The sequence below is a fragment of the Chryseobacterium edaphi genome (assembly GCF_025628985.1).
Classification (GTDB): Bacteria; Bacteroidota; Bacteroidia; order Flavobacteriales; family Weeksellaceae; genus Chryseobacterium; species Chryseobacterium edaphi.
Genome location: NZ_JAOTEM010000001.1, coordinates 770291 through 790121, shown reverse-complemented (window position 1 = coordinate 790121; position 19831 = coordinate 770291). Strand labels below are relative to the sequence as shown.

20 protein-coding genes are annotated in these 19831 nt (G+C 34.3%); 13 read left to right on the top strand and 7 right to left on the bottom strand.

Going from position 1 to position 19831, the window contains the following annotated elements:
• Positions 1–38: 38 nt before the first annotated feature.
• Positions 39–224 (bottom strand): hypothetical protein, encoded by a 186-nt coding sequence (locus NZ698_RS03690; RefSeq protein WP_263001737.1) that lies wholly within the window; start codon positions 222–224, stop codon positions 39–41.
• Between the two features lie 464 nt (positions 225–688).
• Positions 689–3439, bottom strand: coding sequence for a fibronectin type III domain-containing protein (locus tag NZ698_RS03680; RefSeq protein WP_263001736.1), 2751 nt, complete (start codon positions 3437–3439; stop codon positions 689–691).
• A 270-nt stretch (positions 3440–3709) separates the two neighbouring features.
• Here NZ698_RS03680 and NZ698_RS03675 point away from each other — a divergent pair, with 270 nt between their 5' ends.
• The 11 genes from NZ698_RS03675 to NZ698_RS03625 all read left to right on the top strand — a co-directional run bounded on the left by NZ698_RS03675 (position 3710) and on the right by NZ698_RS03625 (position 14110).
• Positions 3710–4306 (top strand): Crp/Fnr family transcriptional regulator, encoded by a 597-nt coding sequence (locus NZ698_RS03675; RefSeq protein WP_263001735.1) that lies wholly within the window; start codon positions 3710–3712, stop codon positions 4304–4306.
• A 126-nt stretch (positions 4307–4432) separates the two neighbouring features.
• Complete coding sequence (locus tag NZ698_RS03670) at positions 4433–5212, top strand: LexA family transcriptional regulator (RefSeq protein WP_263001734.1); 780 nt, start codon at positions 4433–4435, stop codon at positions 5210–5212.
• 82 nt (positions 5213–5294) lie between these two features.
• Positions 5295–5906, top strand: coding sequence for an alpha-ketoglutarate-dependent dioxygenase AlkB family protein (locus NZ698_RS03665; RefSeq protein ID WP_263001733.1), 612 nt, complete (start codon positions 5295–5297; stop codon positions 5904–5906).
• Between the two features lie 617 nt (positions 5907–6523).
• Positions 6524–7183 (top strand): TetR family transcriptional regulator C-terminal domain-containing protein, encoded by a 660-nt coding sequence (locus NZ698_RS03660; protein ID WP_263001732.1) that lies wholly within the window; start codon positions 6524–6526, stop codon positions 7181–7183.
• A gap of 79 nt (positions 7184–7262) precedes the next feature.
• The gene (locus NZ698_RS03655) at positions 7263–8585 is read left to right on the top strand and encodes an ABC1 kinase family protein (protein WP_263001731.1); all 1323 of its coding nucleotides are present in this window, start codon (positions 7263–7265) and stop codon (positions 8583–8585) included.
• A 1-nt stretch (position 8586) separates the two neighbouring features.
• The gene (locus tag NZ698_RS03650; RefSeq protein WP_263001730.1) at positions 8587–8730 is read left to right on the top strand and encodes a DUF2256 domain-containing protein; all 144 of its coding nucleotides are present in this window, start codon (positions 8587–8589) and stop codon (positions 8728–8730) included.
• Between the two features lie 17 nt (positions 8731–8747).
• The gene (locus NZ698_RS03645; protein ID WP_263001729.1) at positions 8748–10226 is read left to right on the top strand and encodes a cryptochrome/photolyase family protein; all 1479 of its coding nucleotides are present in this window, start codon (positions 8748–8750) and stop codon (positions 10224–10226) included.
• Positions 10226–10507, top strand: a complete 282-nt coding sequence (locus tag NZ698_RS03640; protein WP_263001728.1) for a TIGR03643 family protein — start codon at positions 10226–10228, stop codon at positions 10505–10507. The genes NZ698_RS03645 and NZ698_RS03640 overlap by 1 nt, the downstream gene beginning before the upstream one ends.
• Before the next feature lie 32 nt (positions 10508–10539).
• On the top strand, positions 10540–11238 hold the full coding sequence (locus NZ698_RS03635; RefSeq protein ID WP_263001727.1) for an SDR family NAD(P)-dependent oxidoreductase: 699 nt from the start codon (positions 10540–10542) through the stop codon (positions 11236–11238).
• Positions 11239–11281: 43 nt separating this feature from the next.
• Positions 11282–11941 (top strand): MarR family winged helix-turn-helix transcriptional regulator, encoded by a 660-nt coding sequence (locus tag NZ698_RS03630; RefSeq protein WP_263001726.1) that lies wholly within the window; start codon positions 11282–11284, stop codon positions 11939–11941.
• 291 nt (positions 11942–12232) lie between these two features.
• Positions 12233–14110, top strand: a complete 1878-nt coding sequence (locus NZ698_RS03625; RefSeq protein ID WP_263001725.1) for a PAS domain-containing sensor histidine kinase — start codon at positions 12233–12235, stop codon at positions 14108–14110.
• Positions 14111–14337: 227 nt separating this feature from the next.
• On the opposite strand, the gene NZ698_RS03620 is transcribed toward NZ698_RS03625, so the two are convergent.
• A complete protein-coding gene (locus NZ698_RS03620; RefSeq protein ID WP_263001724.1) occupies positions 14338–14610 on the bottom strand; it encodes a hypothetical protein in 273 nt (90 codons plus the stop codon).
• Between the two features lie 388 nt (positions 14611–14998).
• On the opposite strand from NZ698_RS03620, the gene NZ698_RS03615 reads away from it, so the two are divergent.
• The gene (locus tag NZ698_RS03615) at positions 14999–15289 is read left to right on the top strand and encodes a hypothetical protein (RefSeq protein ID WP_263001723.1); all 291 of its coding nucleotides are present in this window, start codon (positions 14999–15001) and stop codon (positions 15287–15289) included.
• Positions 15290–15451: 162 nt separating this feature from the next.
• On the opposite strand, the gene NZ698_RS03610 is transcribed toward NZ698_RS03615, so the two are convergent.
• The 4 genes from NZ698_RS03610 to NZ698_RS03595 form a co-directional block, all read right to left on the bottom strand.
• Positions 15452–16384, bottom strand: coding sequence for a helix-turn-helix domain-containing protein (locus NZ698_RS03610; RefSeq protein WP_368407645.1), 933 nt, complete (start codon positions 16382–16384; stop codon positions 15452–15454).
• Positions 16381–17118, bottom strand: a complete 738-nt coding sequence (locus NZ698_RS03605) for an SDR family oxidoreductase (RefSeq protein WP_263001722.1) — start codon at positions 17116–17118, stop codon at positions 16381–16383. The genes NZ698_RS03610 and NZ698_RS03605 overlap by 4 nt, the downstream gene beginning before the upstream one ends.
• Before the next feature lie 11 nt (positions 17119–17129).
• A complete protein-coding gene (locus tag NZ698_RS03600) occupies positions 17130–18107 on the bottom strand; it encodes an aldo/keto reductase (protein WP_263001721.1) in 978 nt (325 codons plus the stop codon).
• A gap of 343 nt (positions 18108–18450) precedes the next feature.
• The gene (locus NZ698_RS03595; RefSeq protein ID WP_263001720.1) at positions 18451–18837 is read right to left on the bottom strand and encodes a winged helix-turn-helix transcriptional regulator; all 387 of its coding nucleotides are present in this window, start codon (positions 18835–18837) and stop codon (positions 18451–18453) included.
• Between the two features lie 74 nt (positions 18838–18911).
• Between NZ698_RS03595 and NZ698_RS03590 the strand changes: the two genes are divergently transcribed.
• Positions 18912–19796, top strand: coding sequence for an NmrA family NAD(P)-binding protein (locus NZ698_RS03590; protein ID WP_263001719.1), 885 nt, complete (start codon positions 18912–18914; stop codon positions 19794–19796).
• Positions 19797–19831 lie beyond the last annotated feature (35 nt).

Sequence of the window (19831 nt, the reverse complement as noted above, 5' to 3'; positions counted from 1 at the left end):
TTCAATTTTTTCCAATTTTTTAAATTCATATCCTCGACTTACATTTTCATTTTTAATTCGTCCAAATATTGATGAATCTGGCTGATCGCTATAGAACCTTCACCCACTGCGGAGGCTACTCTTTTTACTGAACCTTTCCGAACGTCACCAACTGCGTAAAAACCAGAAATACTTGTCTCCAGAGATTGTGGTTTTCTTTTTTTATAGATTAGAGAATTAGCCATTTCCATTTTAACGACATCTGCACCTGTATAAATGAATCACTTATCATCCATTGAAACAATTCCGTTCAGCCACTCTGTACATGGCTTTGCCCCAATAAAAGTAAATATATTCGAAATTTCTATTTCTTGCGTCCTTCCATCTGTCTCCAGTACCAAAGATTCTAAATAATGCTACCCGTTGAGCTGAATACTATTGTTGTTTTTGTGAACATCCTAACTTAATTACCACACATCCAAATTTCCTACAACGGTTTCCTCAACATACTATTGCGTCTTATTTAGGTATATCAAAAGATATTCTCAGTCGTATAAAACGACAGCTTCTTGAAAAATAATGGATTTTGTTAAAATACTATTTTAGCCATTATTGATTTATAATTTAAATTCAAAAGATTCTTTAATTTAAAATAAAAAAAATCCAATCTAATTACAGATTGGATTTTAAATTAAAGTTTAAAGGAAGTTTATTCTACAATAAGTTTTAAAGTAAATAATTTTCTGGTATATACTTTTACCAAATACACACCTTTAGGTAAATTTTCGTTGACCAGTGAGAATTTCTGATCATTTATATTTTTAGTTTCATATAAAAGTTGTCCTGCAGCAGATAAAAGCTGAATTTTTTCAATAGGATAATCACTTTTGATAAAGGTTGGCTGTCCCGGTTTTGCAGGGTTCGGATAGAGAATTACGTTTTTCTCGGTAGCGCTATGAGCTTCATTTGTACTTAATGAACCAACTACCTGAAAAGAAACTCTGTTCGAAACTTCTGTGTAAGAGTCATTGGTAAACATCACCATATAGTAATTTCCTGTTGTGGTAGGAACACCATTTACATTTCCTGTAATGGTTTTAGTTCCCTGCGTTACTCCGTCAAAATAAGTATATGATGTAAACTGATCATTCGGGATTTGCACACTTTGAGGATAAATTCCCAGCCAGTCTTTAATAATTCCTGGAGAATCTGTCCAAGAAGCCGTGATATTTTCACCTAAAGCATAGACTGGTTTATTGATCCAAAGATCTGTAACGATATCGCCCACTTTAAAAAATACTTTCTCTCCTATTTGAGTATAACCGTCTTCCAAAAGATAAGTTGCGTAATAATATCCTTTTGGTAATCCTGTGAAGTTTTTTGTTCCAGCAGCAGTTGTTACATAGCTCCATGCTGCAGAAGGATTTGCCGATCCCGGTACTTGTCCCATTTTGTAAATCCCGATCCAGTCATTAGTAAGATTCGGTCCGTTGGTATAATTGATCACAACAGTTCCTCCTACCGGATAAGAATCGGCAGTTGCCTGTAAAACCACTTTTGGTCCTACATAGAAGTTTTTTCTACCTGTGATTTCTGTGTAGCCATTGTTCGCAAAAAAACCTGCAAAATATTGTCCTTTAGTTGCCAAACCTGTGTTGAAGTTGGCTGTACCTGAAGTTTGTCCGTTGGTATATTTGTACCCTTGGGAAGTTACAGCAGAAGGATTTTGTCCTTTTTTGTAAATTCCGACCCAGTCTTGCTGATTTCCGGGTCCGTCTGTGTAAGTTGCCAGAATTGCTTCATTCTGAAGATATTCGGTTTTGTTTAAAACCAATGCAGGATTTGACACTACACTTCCCGTTACCTCAAACTGTTTTACATCGCTCCAGTCGCTCCATTCAAGATTTCTGTCTCTGTAGCGTACTTTTACATAATAAACTCCATTTGTGATTGAATTGGCTGCAATGGTTGCTTTTGTAATATCAACTCCGGCGTTTAAGTTTTTTGTAACATCAGGATTTCCTGTACCATCTTTCCCAAACCAGTTTTCATAATCACGGTAAAATTCTTTATCAATAAACGAAAAGTCTGCTGTTTTACTGACAAGAAACTGTGTTGTATTTAGAAGTTCTGAAGTTGTTGTTGAGAAAGCACTTCCATTTAATATTAAAGGTAAGGTAACGGGTGCTGTAAATACATTTGTTACCGAAGGTTTGGTGGGTTTAGCCAAATTTTTATATCTGTGGAAACTGTCGACAGTCACACTGTTTTTCTGATTGTAAATACTTCCGATTGAGTAGCTTTCTACGTCAACTTTACCATTGATGACATCCACCTCAATAATCTGGTAAGTCCAGTCGGTAAGAGTTTTCTGTACATCATCAAAATCCTGCTCATTAGACATTCCCCAATATTGATCCCACGCAGTTCCTCCTGAAATAATCTGATAGTTTGGTGAGTTTTTGAGCTGTCCTCTGTGATATAAGTGATGATGAGCTCCGATATGCATTAAATATTTGTCAGAAGCTGTCAAAAAAGGTACAGCAGTGTTTCTTACCCATGTAGAAATATCTCCTACATATTGCTCCGCCTGATAAGGTCTGTGACTTAGAGAAATAATCCAGTGTACGGTGTTGTCTGTAGCAGCCGCAGCAAGAACCTGTTGAAGCCAGGTCTGTTGCGCAGCTCCAGTATGCTCAGAGCTTAGACTTATAAAGAGAACATTTCCTGCTTGCTGAGCATAGTAGTTTTCGTTTCCTGAACTGATGTTTTTGTAGCTCAATTCATCAATAAAGAAATGGGCGTAATAAGAACTCATTCCTAAAGTTCCATAGGTTTCATGATTTCCCACGGTTGTCTGAATCGGAAGGTATGGTGAAAGTTTCTGATTTTTCTTAAAATGAACATTTTCATAGTGGTCAAGTGTTCCCACATCTACCTGATCTCCGACCATAAAAGTCAAAGCAATATTGTCTGAAGGATCTGCAGCCGCACCAAATCGCTGTTTGATTTTTCTATAAGCGTGCAGATTGAGAGAATCGTATCTGGGTTCATTTTTTAGCTGATTGTCGCCCATAATCAGAAATCTGATTTTACCATTTGAAGTAACAGCTTGTCCCGGCAAAGGAAGGGTTCGGAAATTATAGACGGAAGACTCATTTGTTCCCGTTTTAACTTTATAATAATACTTTGTGTTCGGTTGAAGATTGGTAATCTTTGCAGTGTGATAGTAATAATTATTGTTGTAGCCGGTATCCGAAAAAATGTTGGTCGTTCCGGTAACGGTTACACTGAGATTTGTGGGTGAAGTTCCGTAATAGACAGTGGTTTCGTTATTGGAAGAAGTTTTCCAATTGACAATCATCGAATTGGGAGTTGGGTTCTGCAAATAAGGAACAGGTACTTGACCAAAATATAAGTGCGTGACAAAACAACACAGCACCAGTAAAAAGTGTTTCATAAGGTTGAATTAATGGATTTTTTTAATTCGCCAAAGCTATATCCTTAATATTACTGCGTTGTTACAGGTCTATTAAATAATACTTAACATTTTAAATCTCATAAAAAGGCTAAATGAATCATGCAATTTTTATTGGACTCCACAACCTTAATAGTTGATGCTGCAGTTTATGATAGATAATTTTCATCGAATAAAATATTTACATGGTCTGTTTCTTGAATTGATGCGCTAAACAACTAACCCATTTTTAAATCTAAAACTCTTTTAGCTATGTTTATCAGTGAAGATCTTTTGTCAAGTTACGGAGCAGAGTACATTGATTTTATGCCGAACCAAACGATTTTTTCTGAAGGTAGTAAACCGCAGTTTTACTTTCAGATTTTAACAGGAATTGTTGAGATTAAAAACTATCATCAAGATGGTAAAGAATTCACCCAGAACATTCTTTCAAATCAGCAGTGCTTTGCAGAGTCTTTTCTTTTTAATAGCAAAGTATATCCTGTAACGGCAGTCGCACTGACGCAATGCCGAATTTTGAGACTCAGGAAACAAGATTTTCTTAGTTTATTAAAAAACAATGGAGAAATTTCGTCACTTTTTTTACAATATTTTTCAGCACGTCTGCATGATAACTATCTTATGCTGTTTAATCTTTCATTATCCGATCCTTCAACCAGAATAAAGACTGTAATCGATATTTTAAAACGCAACAGTTTATTCAACGAACCCTTTTCATTTCTAATACCATTAACCCGTCAGCAAATCGCAAACTTGACCGGATTACGGGTAGAAACCGTCATCAGATCGATCAAAAAAATGGAACATAATGAGCTGCTGAAAATTGAAAATGGCAAAATTTACTTTTAAAATTTTCAATCAATTCGCTTAATGATGTGATGCTAAACCACAGTTAGTTCATAATTAGATAACCAAATTACTTAATAGTCATTTTTTAAAACAAAATGCATATATTTGTTGTCATAAAATACGACAATGTCCATCTTTTCAGACAATATCGTCTTTCTAAGAAGTCAAAAAAATATAACGCAGCACAAGTTAGCCGATGAATTGCTATTGACTCGGTCCAGATATATTTCTTATGAATATGAGAAATCGGAGCCTCCTATAGAAGTCCTGATCAGAATTTCAAAATATTATAATATCAGCATTGATCTTTTAGTTACTGTAGATATCAGAAAATATCCGGTAGATCAAATGGTAAATCTACCCGGCAATAAAACATTGCTTCCTGTAGTCGTTGATAGTGATGGTAACAAGTTCATCGAAATAGTTCCTCAAAAAGCCTCAATGGGTTATCTCAACGGATTCAGTGATCCTGAATATATTGAAAACCTTCCCAGAATACAACTGCCTTTTTTAGGACATGGTATATTCAGAGGATTTATGGCTGATGGAGATTCGATGCCGCCATTTGCCGACGGAACCTGTGTAATTGGTGAATATGTCGAACAGCTGAATGACCTGAAGGCAGGTAAAGAATATGTTTTTATCACCAATAAAGGGTACACTTTTAAAACTTTTGTAAAAAGAAATAACGATACATTAACTGTTGCAGCAGACAATTCATTTTACGATTCTTACGATATTTCTTTAATGGATATTATACAAATTTGGAGTTATGTGAGAGGAATTTTACCTAAGGATTATAAACCTTATTACTTGCCCGATCATACCCATTTGAAAAACTTGGTTGATGAGGCAAAACGCAGTATCAGCAATCTGGAAAATAAACTGCTTAATTTGAACAATTAATTAAAACTTTTTAAATAAAGCTAAAAACAAATGATAAAAAATCCCGTCAAAAAATATATAATAAGTAAAAGGTAACAAAACAATGGGTCAACTCAGTCTATTCAGTGCAGAAGAATTTTATGATTTTCCAAAAGATCTGTTAGAATTCAGAGAACATTTTCTAACGTCAGAAGAATCGGATCAGCTTTTATCTAACTTACTTACAAACACTCCTTGGAAGCAGAGAACCCAGACAATATATGACAAAAAGGTATTGACTCCTCGTTTGACGGCGTGGTACGGAGATGGTGAGAAATCGTACAAATTGGGAGGAAGTGAATTTGAAGTGAATGCGTGGACTCCCGAATTATTTTCTTTAAAAAACAAGATTGAAAAGGTTTTCGGATCTGAATTCAATTCAGTACTGCTCAATTTATATCGGGATAATAATGATTCGGTAGCATGGCACAGAGACAAAGAAAGCAGATATGGTGAACGTCCCGTGATTGCTTCTTTAAGTCTTGGTGAAACGAGAAAATTTGACTTCAGAAAACTAAATCATCATCAGAGCCGATACGCAATCCCCCTTCCGCATGGATCTCTACTGATGATGAAGGGTGATCTCCAGGAGCATTGGGAACATAGGATTGCTAAGTCAGCTTTGCATATGAAAGAACGTATCAATCTTACATTTCGATTGGTAAGTGAAATTTAAAATGGTGATATTTTTTATTAAAAAGATTTTAAAGAGGCCGGTTTTACATTACTTTTTGAATAACCTCTTAAAAACTGCAGATAATCGAGACTCTAAATGATAGACAATCTTAAATGTTGAAAGACCGATTGTAGATTGTATTTCTTTTGCTGTCTCGATAATATTTTCATAAATGTACTGTTGCGGATAGATCCCAATTGACAATCTTAAAATATCAAACAAAATCCGGCTTTATAACCTTTTCACATTTGCTTTAAATTATTATTGACTGCTTTTATATTCAATAATCTTTTATAATTTTTATTATTTTTAAATACTTATAATATTTTCTTTTCAATAGTATTTTAATTTTTTACAAATAAAGAGCTTAAAATACCCCTCTGTTAAATCCAATTATTCATAATTATAAATCATCACGTACACGATTCTGTGATAAAAATTTCTAGGAATCTTTAGAATATATTTTCTTAAACAAGCAAGCATGATAAATTCTTACGCTAAATTTTAAACATGCGTATATCATTGAAATTCTAAATATCTCCTATCTAAATAAAAAATACTTAAATTCAAATATTAGTAAAATATATTACTAATTTAGCATAACAAATTAAAATAAAATGGAAGGAGAAAATCTTATTACAGAAGAAAAAATATTTGAATTATACGGCGATTATATTTTAAATCATGGTGAAAAACCAAAAAACGTATATCATTTTGCAAAAGACAATGAATTCGAGGAAAAAGACTTTTACAACTACTTTTCAAGTTTCGAACATATCGAAAAAAAGATGCTCGTAAATCTTTTTGACAAGTCTGTAGAACTGGCTTTTGAAGTCAATAGTTCCGATGAGGTTACATCAAAAGAAAAATTACTGAATGTCTATTTTATTTTTTTTGAAAATATGACCATGAACAGATCACTTGTTTTAATGATTCTTGGGAACGAGAAATTAAAGTCAGCAAAAATTTCAAATCAGCTAAAGGAAGTGCATCGGGATTTTATCAAAACACTTGACTTCAATGATTGGGAAATTATTAAAAAGTCAAAAGAAAATATTAAAAATCTTCACGAGAAAGCGCGGGAAGAAGCATTATGGCTTCACTTGGTTTCTGCAATTGAATTTTGGAAAAAAGACACCTCGCCTTCATTCGAAAAAACAGACATTTTCATTGAAAAAACGATTGATACAGGTTTTGAACTGATGGATAATGAGCCGCTGCGCAAAGCCGTTGATCTTGGTAAATTTTTGTTTAAAGAAACATTCAAAAAAAATTAAGTCAATATTCAATTTTCAGAAATGCTCACAATTTTAATGATGAAAGTTCCACTTCAATTTAGTAAAAAGAAATTTGCAGATGAAAACACTCAATAAAATACCTACAGGAAAATTAGAAAGAACGGGCAGTTTGCTGAAAGCAGGTGCAAAAGTCGGTGTTAATTACATCAAATATTATGGAAATAAAATCACGAAAGATAAAAACGAAGATGAAGCGAGAAAAACTTTGAATGAAGAAAACGCATCCGATATTTACGATTCTCTAAAAGAATTGAAAGGTTCTGCATTGAAAGTCGCTCAGATGTTGAGCATGGAAAAAAATATTTTATCGCAGGCTTATGTAGAAAAATTTTCATTATCTCAGTTTTCTGTTCCTCCCCTTTCCGGAGCTTTAGTGAAAAAGACTTTTAGAAAGTACTTTGGAAAAAATCCGGAAGATCTCTTTGATGATTTTACGCAGGAATCTGTGAATGCAGCAAGTATAGGTCAGGTACATAAAGCTAAAAAAGACGGTAAAAACTTTGCTGTAAAAATACAATATCCCGGAGTTCGGGAAAGTATTTCAAGCGATCTGAAAATGGTAAAACCGATTGCTATGAAGATGTTTAACATAAAAAAAGAAGGTTCAGATTCCTATTTTCAAGAGGTGGAAAATAAATTGTTTGAGGAGACGGATTATGATCTGGAACTCAAAAGAAGCCGGGAAATATCAGAAAAATGCAGCCATCTTCCGAATCTAGATTTTCCTAAATATTATCCGGAACTCTCATGTGAAAGAATCATCACAATGGATTGGATGAACGGTAAACATTTTTCTGAATTTACAAAACAAAGTAATTCTCAGGAAGATCTCAATAAAATCGGACAAACACTTTGGGATTTCTACATGTATCAAATGCACGTCCTGAAGCAGGTGCACGCAGATCCGCATCCCGGAAATTTCCTGATTTCAGATGATAAAAAATTATTGGTGATTGATTTTGGTTGTATCAAGGAAATTCCGAATGATTTTTATAAACCTTACTTTGAGCTGGCAAAAAAAGAGAAGTTGAACAATCCTGATATCTTCAGGGAAAAACTCTATCAGCTTGAGATTTTGCGTCACGATGATTCGCAGCAGGAACAGATTTTTTTCACTAAATTATTTCATGAACTACTGGAATTATTTACACGACCGTTTAATACTGAGAAATTTGATTTTTCTGATGAAACTTTTTTTCAGGAAATTGCAGATCTCGGACAGCGGTATGCAAAACTGAGCGATATGAAAGGAATGAATACCAATAGAGGTGCGGCACATTTTATCTATATCAACCGTACATTTTTCGGACTTTATAATATGATGCATGATCTGAAAGCAAAAGGCATTGTGATCAATCAGTATAAAAATTTCATCCAGTAAAATGCCTGCCAATTTACCATCGAAGATCTGTGAAGTCTGCAGATTACCTTTCAACTGGAGAAAAAAATGGAAGAAAAATTGGAATGAAGTAAAATACTGCAGCGAAAAGTGCAGGAAAAGTAAAAATTCAAAAACTTCAGATTAACAAAATTGTGAGCCGTGATGTCGTCAAAAAAATCTTCAACAGCACAACTGATATTTCCTCATCAGCTCTTTAAAGACACAGATTATCTCGATAAAGAGCAGACGGTTTTTTTGGTGGAAGAATTTCTGTTTTTTAAACAATATAAATTTCACAAGCAGAAAATTGCCTTTCACAGAGCAAGCATGAAATTTTATGAGGAATATTTAATTAATTTAAACTTTAACGTTACCTATATTGACAGTAATTCCAATCTTTCAGACATCCGGAAATTGATCAAATATTTAGAAAAACAAAAATTCACAAAAATTCTTATCACTGATGTTTGTGATAACTGGCTTGAAAAAAGAATCAAAGAAACCAAATTGATTCTTGAGATTCTTGAAAGTCCCTTATTTATCAATACCAGAGAAGATCTCAAGGAATATTTTGAGGATAAAAAATCATATCATCAAACAGATTTTTACAAACAACAGAGAGTTTCTCGAAATATTTTGATGAAAGCAGGAAAACCGATAGGTGGGAAATGGACTTTCGATACAGAAAACCGGAAACGATATCCGAAAACTAAGAAAGCACCATCTATTCATTTTCCGGAAAGCAGCAAATATTATGAGGAAGCTAAAATATATACAGAGAAATATTTTCCCGAAAATTATGGAAATCTGACTTCATATCAGATTTATCCCGTCACTTTTGAAGAGGCTGAAAAATGGTTTGACCAATTTCTGGAATTACGCTTTTCTGAATTTGGTGTGTATGAAGACAGCATCGTAGAGCACGAGCATTTTTTACATCACAGCGTACTTTCTCCCCTTCTCAATGTAGGTCTTCTCACTGCTGCAGATATTTTGGACGATTCCATCAATTATGCAAAAGAATTTGAGATTCCCGTAAACTCTCTGGAAGGATTTGTACGGCAAATTTTAGGCTGGAGAGAATTTGTGAGGGGTATTTATTTATACCAGGGAACTTTTCAGCGTAATAAAAATTACTGGAAGCACGATCAACCAATTCCTGAGTCATTTTACACAGCAAATACAGAAATTAAACCGATTGACAGTACGATTCTTAAGGTTCTAAATACCGGATATGCGCATCACATCGAGCGACTGATGATTTTTGCAAACTTTATGAATCTACTACAAATAAATCCTCATCATGTTTATCAATGGTTCATGGAAATGTTTATTGATTCCTACGATTGGGTGATGGTTCCAAATGTTTATGGAATGAGCAGCTTTTCGGATGGTGGAAAGATGAGCACAAAACCATACATCAGCGGAAGTAATTACATCAAAAAGATGAGTGACTTCACTGAAGGAGACTGGACTGAAAAATGGGACGCTCTTTTCTGGAATTTCGTCAATGACAATCGCAAATTTTTTGAAAGCAATCCCAGATTGGGTATGATGTTGAGAATTTTAGACAAAATGCCGGAAGACAAAAAGCTGGAATATTTTAAAATTGCAAAACAAACCATAAAACATTTAAAATAATGGTAAAAGAATTCACATTAGAACAACTAGACCGCATTATTGAGATGGGTTGGGAAGACAGAACACCTTTTGAGGCGATTGAATTTCAATTTGGAATTACTGAATCTGAGGTGATCGAGGTAATGCGAAAAGAACTGAAGCCGTCAAGTTTTCAGCTGTGGAGGAAAAGAGTAAATTCCGGAGTAAGCCAGAAACATTTAATGAAAAGAAATCCTGAAATTGACCGTTTCAGATGTAGTAGACAGAGAATCATCAGTCATAATAAAATCTCGAAACGTTAGTTTTAATTTAAAATTTTAAAAAAGATATACCAATGAAAAACATCGTCATCATCGGTTGCGGACAGGGAATTGGATTTGCCACTGCAAAAATTTTATCAGAAAACAATCATGTGATCGGTATTTCCAGAAGTGAAAATCCTGAAGTGAAAGCGCTCAATATTGATTTTCATCAAATTGATATTCTAACAGAAAACTTTAACAACATTACTTTTCCTGATGTTGTTGACGGATTGGTGTATGCTCCGGGAAGTATTAATCTGAAACCTTTTAACCGCTTGACTCAAGAGGATTTTAAAAATGATTTTGAAATCAATGTCTTAGGTGCAATTAAAGTTGTTCAGAAATTGTTGCCCAATATGAAGAAATCTGAAAGCGCATCAATTGTATTGTTCAGTTCAGTTGCTGCTAAATTGGGAATGCCTTTTCACACATCTGTTTCTGCAAGCAAAAGTGCTGTTGAAGGTTTAACGAAAAGCCTGGCTGCGGAATTTTCTGCTCAGAAAATAAGAGTCAATGCCATTGCACCTTCATTGACAGATACAAATCTGGCTAATCAACTTTTATCAACACAGGAAAAACGCGAAGCTGCGGGAAAAAGACATCCTCTGCAAAAAATTGGTGATGCAATAGAAATTGCAAAAATGGCTGAGTTTCTATTATCTGAAAATTCCTCATGGATCACTGGACAAATCATAGGAATTGACGGCGGAATGGGAAATCTGAAGCTTTGATTTACATATCAAAAAACTAATATCTTTACAATAAATTATAATTATGCAAACTGATTTTTTCATAGATCTGCTCCATAAAGTGAAAGAGTTTGAAAATTCCGGAAATTACAAACCCAACAGTAATGTGGAGGATTTCCGGATGTGGATGAATGATAAAAAATATTCTGATGAAAGCCCAACCAAGCTTTTTAAAAATGAAAATCATAAGGTTGCCTTTACTGAAAATGAAATTTGCAAACAGATTCTGTTGTTGGGAAGATACTCTAAATTGCTCATACGAAAAGGTCTCGGAGATTTTCCCGATTTAGCCAATGAAGAATTCACATATATCTACCGTTTGAAAGATGAACCTAACCTGACAAAAATTCAGCTGATTGAAAGAAATGGTCATGAAAAACAAACCGGAACTCAGATTATAAAAAGACTTCTGGAAGCAGAATTTATTGAGGAAAAAAATGACGAAGATGATAAACGAAGCAAAAGACTTAATCTGACGAAAAAAGGAGAAGAAACTTTTCACCAATCTGTAACAAAGGTGAATCAAATATCAAAATTATTGTCTGCAAAGCTCAATATTGAGGAAAAAGATGAATTATTAAATACACTTAAGAAACTCAATGAATTCCATGCTCATCTGTTTTTGAACTACAAAGGTTTTAGCGTTGAAAAAATTAATGAAACTTTTGGCGATCCGATAATGTAAATGACATTATTACAATATTCTATTTTTTAATTTTTTTTTTTAAATAATCTCATTGTTATTTAATTTTATCCAAATAAAAATATCTTAAAAAATCTTGCGATAAAAAAACGATTTTTTATAGTACATTTCTACTATTTCAAACACCAATGTTGTCTGGTAATAAAAAGACTTTTCCATATCTTTGCGAAGATTATGAGTATCCAAGAAACCGATAAAAGCTTCAGCGTAGATTTAGTCATTCAAGCATTGGCTTCATCTCCGGCACCGACATCCATCTATTCAGGCGAAAATATGATAATACGTTTTGCAAACGAAGGAATGTTGGCATTATGGGGCAAAGACTCATCTGTAATAGGTAAACCTTTGATAGAGGCGATTCCCGAGCTTGAAGGACAACCTTTTCTAGAATTGTTACAGGAGGTTTGGCGTTCCGGTAAAAGCTACTCCGTAATTGAAGCTCCTGCAAAACTAATCAAAAACGGTGTTGAAGTGCTTGATTATTTTGATTATGAATATAAGGCACTGACAGATCATAATGATAAAACCTGGTGTATACTCAATACGGCACTTGAGGTAACCTCACGTCGTGAATTTTTAAAGCAAATACAACAGAAGGAAGAGCGTGAACATGCGCTCAATGAAGAGATGGCAGCGACACTTGAAGAGCTGACTTCGACAAACGAAGAGCTTAATAAGTATATTCACGAGCTTGACCAAAGCAGACAGTACATCCGAACTATCATAGAACAGGCACCTGTAGGAATTGCTATGCTGAAAGGACCTGAACATATTATTGAAATTGCGAATCCAGCTATTCTTTCAATATGGGGTCGCAATGAATCTGAAGTTATTGGTTACCCACATGAAGATGCACGTCCGGAATTACGCGACCAGCCGGTCAATATTTGGCTTAAGGAAGTTTACAAAAGCGGAAAACCTAAAATCAACACCGAATTTACTGTCAAACTGCATCACCATGATGGATTAAGAGAAGCCATAGTAAATTCCATTTATCAGCCGATTTTTTCTGAGAGAGGAAATATTTCAGGGGTATTGGTGATTATTGAAGAAATTACCCAGCGAGTCCTGGAAAGACGGAGGAATGAAAATGACCAGTCAATGCTTGCTCTTGCAATAGACGCAGGAGAACTTGCAACTTTCTATTACCAGCCTGCAACTAATCTTTTTTCCGGAAACAATCTGTTAAAAAACTGGTTTGGCTTATCTGCCGAGGAAAATTTAGATCTTTCTTTAGCTTTAGCGGCAATTTTGCCGGAGGATAGAGATCGTGTCACTGCAGCAATCACGAATGTTCTTGATAAAGATTCTGACGGAAAATATTTCATAGAATATAAAATCCAAAATAAGACAGATAAAAAGATCCGGCTGCTACAGGCAAATGGCAGAGTTTTTTATGATCAGGCGGGCAATCCGCAAAGTCTGAATGGTACCCTTAGAGATATCACACAACAAAAAAAAGAGGAAGAGCGAAAAGATGATTTTATGGGCATGGTAAGTCATGAGCTTAAAACTCCGCTTACTTCCCTTAAAGCATACATTCAGATTTTACAACGACAGGAACTTGGTAAAGAAAACTCGAGGCAGCAAAATATACTGGAAAAATGCTTAAAGCAGGCAGATTACATGAACAGCATGATCAATGGTTTTCTGAATGTATCAAGACTTGACTCCGGACAGATGCACATTGAAAAGAAAGCTTTTGATTTTCAATTATTATTTTCAGAAATTGAAGATGAGGTATTATCAACTAATCAAGGTCATCATTTTATTTTTAAGTCATCCGGTCGAATAATAGTACTCGCTGATAAAGAAAAAATATCGCAGGTACTTCACAATCTTATCGGAAATGCCATAAAGTATTCTCCATTTGGAACATCGATTATTATAGAATATCAAACGGTTGATAAAAACAGATTAAAGATTAGTGTTCAGGATCAAGGAATAGGAATAGCCGAAGATGATCAAATGCGAATATTTGACCGCTATTACCGAGTAAAGGATATCAGTAGTAAATCAATTGCAGGATTCGGTATCGGATTATATCTTTCCAAAGAAATTATTGAACTCCATAATGGCATCATTCAGGTTGAAAGTTCAAAAAATGAAGGTACCATATTCTCGTTTATTTTACCGATAGACATTCAGTAGGATAATGTTTTTGATCAACGAATTATTAAAATATACCATTAATAGCTCAATAAAATAGAAAAGTCAGGATCGCAAAATTTCATGAAGAAATCTTGTCATAATCAATTTCTCTGAAATATTGTAAGGATAAAAGCTGGTTTATAGATACATTGTCTATTCCTCCTTCTCTAAAAATGTATTTGAATGTACTGAAATATAAATTCTTAGCTTTTTTAATAACTTCATTTCTAAGGTACTGGATGAGAAATAGAACCGGCAACTTCCCTCTTATTTTCCGGTAGATTATCTATTCGATATACCAGGTAACTTCCGTTGGTACAATATTCTTCGCAATTCAATTCTGATTGTTCGTTATGAGATCTGTAAAAATCATTGAGAAAAGTCTGCATTTCCTGATGATCTGCGGGCACAATAATATATTGTACATTCTCATGCCTAAATTCCTTTGCGTATTCGTTCAATTTTTTCGCTCTGATTACTGCGTCTTTGTAATTCATCATAAATCTAAATCTTACTTTTATTCTAAATTTCTTCAGATTAAATCACTTAAAGTTTGAATATCAGCTTTGGATTTGGTGATGTAAAATGTTTGAGTAATTCATAGGATTAGTATGATAACTCACATAAATATTAAGATTTAATATTTATACAAATCTAAACTATTTGACAATATGAGTTGTAATAATTTTTGTTTAAATGATTATTTTTACATTTCTCCTTAACAAACTGGTATTTACATTGTAAAAAATCTTATTACACAAATTAATAGCTAAACGTCTTCGGCATTCTCAGGTTGATAATAACTTCATGCTTTTATAACTAATTTGGAATTATTTTTGATTAAGAGTCAGCATTCTTACATTTTGAAACTATATAAATTTCAATAAAATGCTTAAAAAAACAACGAAAGAAATCTTATTAAAAGATTTATTAGAAACAAAACAGCTTTTGGTAGATGCATTTGATGATAAGGAGGTTCCATTTATCAAAGGTGGAGCTATTGATCAATTCTTTACAAGTAAGGCTTTGGAATTTCAGAGAAATATCATTCTCTATGATGCCTTAATGGGATCCGGCGCTGTAGAAGATGAGGAAGGAAATAAATCTGAGTTTTCTCCTTTACAAAGGATGGCGCAAGATGTAGTTGATATCAAATCAAAACTTGTCGATCTCTCATAGTTTTCCAAAACAAAATTAAAATAAAAAAAGAGCAGATAAATAAATTAACTGCTCTCTATAACTATTGAATGTTTGTTTTTATAATGATCCTATTTAAACATAAACTTTAAACGCTTTTAGTTTTTATGATGTAAATTGAATTTTGTGACCTCATCTTTATATCTAACTAAACGACTGTCTGAAATGCAAAGGCGAAAAGTTTGTCTTTGTCTTGAAAAGTTTACTGAACGATTGTGAATGCTCAAAACCCAATTCGTAAGCAATTTCTGAAACGGAAAGATTTGTCGTCGATAATTTTTCTTTTGCTCTTTCTATAATCGCATTCTGAATGTATTGTTGCGTATTTAACCCTGTCAGTGAAATTAACATATCACTTAAATAGCGTTGCGACAGATTTAATTCGGTACTGACATATTTTACAGAAGGTAAGCCGTTTTTCAGACTGTTTTCTTCTGCAAAGTAGTTTTTTAAAAATTGATCCAAAGAAGTGATAATGTCATGATTGACTGCTTTTCTGGTAATAAACTGCCTGTTGTAAAAACGGTTACTGTAATTCAATAGCAATTCTATCTGCGATACCAGAACATCCTGACTGAAACTATCGATATTGTTGTTTAATTCTGCTGCTATTGTAGCAAATAAATTGGCTATAATCTCCTTTTCTTTCGCCGATAAAAAAAGGGCTTCTGAAACATCATAAGAGAAAAATCCATATTGATTTATTGTCTTTCCCAAAGGATAATTTCGTATAAAGTCTGGATGAAAATACAAAGCAATCCCTTCATAACTTTCTATTTCTTCCGGTGGAAAAACGATTTGTTTTGGCTTCAAAAACGCCAATCCGCCTTCTTCAAAATCGTAATGTCCCTGTCCGTATTTTATCTGTCCTTTGAACGTGGGCTTGAAGGAAATCTTGTAAAAATCAAGACTTACTTTTTGCCCTTTCGGAAACATTTCTATGGAAACATTATTATAATCAACCAAAGCAATCAAAGGATGCAATGGCGCAGGAAATCCCAAGATACGCACCAGTTGCGATATACTTTTAATTTGATTTATAGATTGTTGCTGCATTTCGTTTACGAATGTAATCAATTTTGTTTTGACGGACGAATAACAATGTCTCCAATCTCAACATCAGCCGGTTGGCTTACTGCATAAATCACAGCATTGGCTATTGCGATGGGATTAATGGCCATTTGTTCCATCCCGTTTTGAATTACTGTTTTCATTTCTTCGTTTTTTATATTGCTTGCAAAATCTGTCTTCACAAATCCAGGCGAAATGCCGGTAATGCGTATACTTCCGTCTGACTCCTGACGAAATGCTTCTGCGATCGTGCGTATTGCATTTTTAGTTCCCGCATACACTCCTTGCATTGGCACAATCTTTATTCCTGAAGTTGAAATGATATTAATAATATGTCCCGATTGTTGTTGTTTAAAGATAGGAATTGCAGCAGCCATACCATACAAAACGCCTTTGAGGTTAATGTCGATCATTTCTTCCCAACCGTCAATATCCAATTCGTCAATTCGGCTTAATTGACTGACTCCTGCATTATTTATGATGACATCTAATTTTCCGTATTGCTCAACTGCTGTATTGACCAACGTAACAAGATCGGCTTTATTTTTTATATCAATTTGAGCAAAGGCAGCGTCACCACCTTTGCTTTCAATTTCTTCAACAAGTTGTTGCAATTTTTCTGCTCGTCTTGCACCTAAAACAACCTTAGCACCTTTTTTTGTTAATTCTATAGCGATGGCTTTTCCCATTCCGCTGCTTGCACCTGTAATAGCAACAACTTTTCCCTCTATATCTTCCATGCTGCTTGTTTTTATCTGTCTATTTGTTTTTCTAAAAACTCCGGATATCGATCGCCTAAAAGGGTGATTGCGTTGACTGTTGAGTCAATTTTTGAAAGTTCATCGGCTGTTAATACAACATCTGTACTTCCAATATTTTCTTCTAAACGATGCAGTTTTGTTGTCCCGGGAATTGGTGCAATCCATGACTTTTGAGCTAATAACCAAGCTAATGCCAATTGTCCGGTCGTAATATTTTTTTGTTGTGCAATTTCAGAAAGTGCCTCCACTAAAACCATATTGGCCTTAATATTTTCTTCACTGAAACGAGGAATAATATTTCTACGGTCAACATCCTCTAATTTTTTATTAATGATCCCCGTGAGGAAGCCTTTCCCCAAAGGACTGAAAGGAACAAAACCAATTCCCAGCTCTTCTAAAGTTGGTATGATTTCATTTTCCGGTTCTCTCCAAAACAAAGAATATTCGCTTTGCAATGCTGATACAGGCTGAACTGAATGTGCTTTTCGAATTGTTTTCGCACTTGCTTCCGATAAACCGAAATACTTTACTTTGCCCTCTTCTATCAGATCTTTTACTGTTCCTGCAACGTCTTCTATCGGGATATTTTGGTCAACTCTGTGCTGATACAACAAATCAATATAATCGGTTTTTAATCTTTTTAAAGATGCTTCAGTGACTGCTCTGATTGTTTCGGGTCTGGAGTCCAAACCAACTGCCGGTCTCGCATCTTTACAGCCGAATTTTGTAGCGATGACCACATCTTTTCTAAAAGGTTTTAATGCCTCTCCAACCAGTTCTTCGTTGGTATAAGGACCATAAGCTTCAGCAGTATCGAAAAATGTAATTCCTCTTTCAACCGCATTGTGCAGTAGCTTAATCGCTTCTTTTTTATCTAGGCCTTTCCCATCCAAAAAGTTTAAACCCATACAGCCAAAACCCAAAGCTGAAACTTCCAAGCCACTATTTCCTAATTTTCTTTTTTGCATAATTCTTTTTTTTACTTGTTTCTAAAATTGATTTTAAATTTCAAGTACAAAAGTCCTGATTGTCATTCTATTAAAAGTAGTCTAATTGGTAGATGTTGTAGCTCAATTTTCAAATAAACAGGAACAGAAACTATTTGAACTACACACGAAAACTTTTTAATCTTAGGAATATAACCAAAATAGCCAAACTTTATTTTACTGTGTAATAATGTATTAATTATTTTCATAGGACAAAATTGGTGGTACAAGAATTCATATTTTAAGTAAACGCAGATGTTCGAAGGATAATGGCAGAATATTCAAATCGGGATAAATTTTAGTTGAAATAAGGGATAATAGATCTTTAATCTTTGTCTGAATACATTGATTTGATGACCTCTTGGCGATTTGATAACCCAAATTCAATCAATGTGTTTAGAACCGTCCAGATTTCCTGAGCGTGTTTTGTCAGTACATAAAAAGTGATATCCTTGGTAGTAGTATATTCGATCTTCTTTTGGATCAGCTGGTGCGCTTCTAATGTCGTGAGCTCAGAACTAAGTACTTTAGGAGAAATCCCTACTGAAACCTCAAAAAAATCTTTAAATCTTAATTTTTCATGATAATGCAGGTTTAGTAAAATACAAAAACGCCATTTCCCGCTCAGAAGATCCAGAGTATCCCTTAACGCTAAAAATCTTTGTTTTAAGATTTGTTCATTTTCTATACAAGGTTTTATTTTCTTTTCCATGATACTTTCCTAAAGGTTAGTAAACACAAATATACTAAACATGGTAAGTAAATTTGCTCAAAATAAATTTTACAATGAAAAGAATATTAGTAACAGGTGCGACCGGAAATCAAGGAAGTGCAACCGTGTATGAGCTGTTAAAAAATGATTTTGAAGTGTTTGCACTTACAAGAAATACTCAATCTCCGGAAGCTGAACGTTTAAAAGAAGCAGGTGCTATTCTAATAAAGGGTGATTTGGAAGATATTGATGTTTTGAAAGAAGTATTTAAAAAAGTTGACGGGCTGTATCTGGTTCTTCCTGGTGTTTGGGTCTCCAGTCAGGAGACTGATGAAAAAGAAGCCGAACTAGGAATCCAGACCCTAAAGTTAGCAGAGGAACAGGGAGTTAAATTTGTCTTGTATTCATCGGTTCTTGCTTCTGACAAGCAAGATAGATTTCGTCCAAAATTTAAGTTTACCATCGAAAAATATTTACTGCAAAGTACATTACAAGGTACTGTCCTACGGCCAGCTTCCTTTATGGAAAATCTTCTTTTGCCAAGTTTTGGCTTAGGCGATAACAAATTCATCAATCCGTTACCCGAAGAAACCGCAATCTCATGGATTACTACTAAAGATATCGGAACATTTGCCCGCATTATATTTCAGAATTACACAGAGTTTAACGGTAAAACAATTGACTTTGGCGGAGAACTTTTCACCCCTAAACAAATTCTTGAATTTCTAAAAAGAGAGTTGAATCAGCCGATAGAATTTGTACAAGTCCCATTGGAAATACTTTATCAGCAAAGTGAAACTTTTGCAAAATTGGTAGAGATGGTAGCTAATCAAGGATATGACCCCATTGATTCTGATCTTATATCGTCTTGGTTGCCAAAATTAACAAGCTTTGAAGAATGGCTGGATAATACAGGCATTGAGAAGATCAGGAAATTACAATCTTCTGTTAGTAAATAACCTCAATGATATTTACTGATAATAGAAAAAGCGGC

Bases quoted from the DNA above. Each gene is read 5' to 3' on its own strand.
- NZ698_RS03590 (WP_263001719.1), top strand. From the start codon at position 18,912: ATGAAAAGAATATTAGTAACAGGTGCGACCGGAAATCAAGGAAGTGCA.
- NZ698_RS03605 (WP_263001722.1), bottom strand. From the start codon at position 17,118: ATGGAAGATATAGAGGGAAAAGTTGTTGCTATTACAGGTGCAAGCAGC.
- NZ698_RS03640 (WP_263001728.1), top strand. From the start codon at position 10,226: ATGGTAAAAGAATTCACATTAGAACAACTAGACCGCATTATTGAGATG.
- NZ698_RS03600 (WP_263001721.1), bottom strand. From the start codon at position 18,107: ATGCAAAAAAGAAAATTAGGAAATAGTGGCTTGGAAGTTTCAGCTTTG.
- NZ698_RS03620 (WP_263001724.1), bottom strand. From the start codon at position 14,610: ATGATGAATTACAAAGACGCAGTAATCAGAGCGAAAAAATTGAACGAA.
- NZ698_RS03635 (WP_263001727.1), top strand. From the start codon at position 10,540: ATGAAAAACATCGTCATCATCGGTTGCGGACAGGGAATTGGATTTGCC.
- NZ698_RS03665 (WP_263001733.1), top strand. From the start codon at position 5,295: ATGGGTCAACTCAGTCTATTCAGTGCAGAAGAATTTTATGATTTTCCA.
- NZ698_RS03615 (WP_263001723.1), top strand. From the start codon at position 14,999: ATGCTTAAAAAAACAACGAAAGAAATCTTATTAAAAGATTTATTAGAA.
- NZ698_RS03645 (WP_263001729.1), top strand. From the start codon at position 8,748: ATGTCGTCAAAAAAATCTTCAACAGCACAACTGATATTTCCTCATCAG.
- NZ698_RS03660 (WP_263001732.1), top strand. From the start codon at position 6,524: ATGGAAGGAGAAAATCTTATTACAGAAGAAAAAATATTTGAATTATAC.
- NZ698_RS03630 (WP_263001726.1), top strand. From the start codon at position 11,282: ATGCAAACTGATTTTTTCATAGATCTGCTCCATAAAGTGAAAGAGTTT.
- NZ698_RS03655 (WP_263001731.1), top strand. From the start codon at position 7,263: ATGAAAACACTCAATAAAATACCTACAGGAAAATTAGAAAGAACGGGC.
- NZ698_RS03670 (WP_263001734.1), top strand. From the start codon at position 4,433: ATGTCCATCTTTTCAGACAATATCGTCTTTCTAAGAAGTCAAAAAAAT.
- NZ698_RS03625 (WP_263001725.1), top strand. From the start codon at position 12,233: ATGATAATACGTTTTGCAAACGAAGGAATGTTGGCATTATGGGGCAAA.
- NZ698_RS03680 (WP_263001736.1), bottom strand. From the start codon at position 3,439: ATGAAACACTTTTTACTGGTGCTGTGTTGTTTTGTCACGCACTTATAT.
- NZ698_RS03650 (WP_263001730.1), top strand. From the start codon at position 8,587: ATGCCTGCCAATTTACCATCGAAGATCTGTGAAGTCTGCAGATTACCT.
- NZ698_RS03595 (WP_263001720.1), bottom strand. From the start codon at position 18,837: ATGGAAAAGAAAATAAAACCTTGTATAGAAAATGAACAAATCTTAAAA.
- NZ698_RS03675 (WP_263001735.1), top strand. From the start codon at position 3,710: ATGTTTATCAGTGAAGATCTTTTGTCAAGTTACGGAGCAGAGTACATT.
- NZ698_RS03690 (WP_263001737.1), bottom strand. From the start codon at position 224: ATGGCTAATTCTCTAATCTATAAAAAAAGAAAACCACAATCTCTGGAG.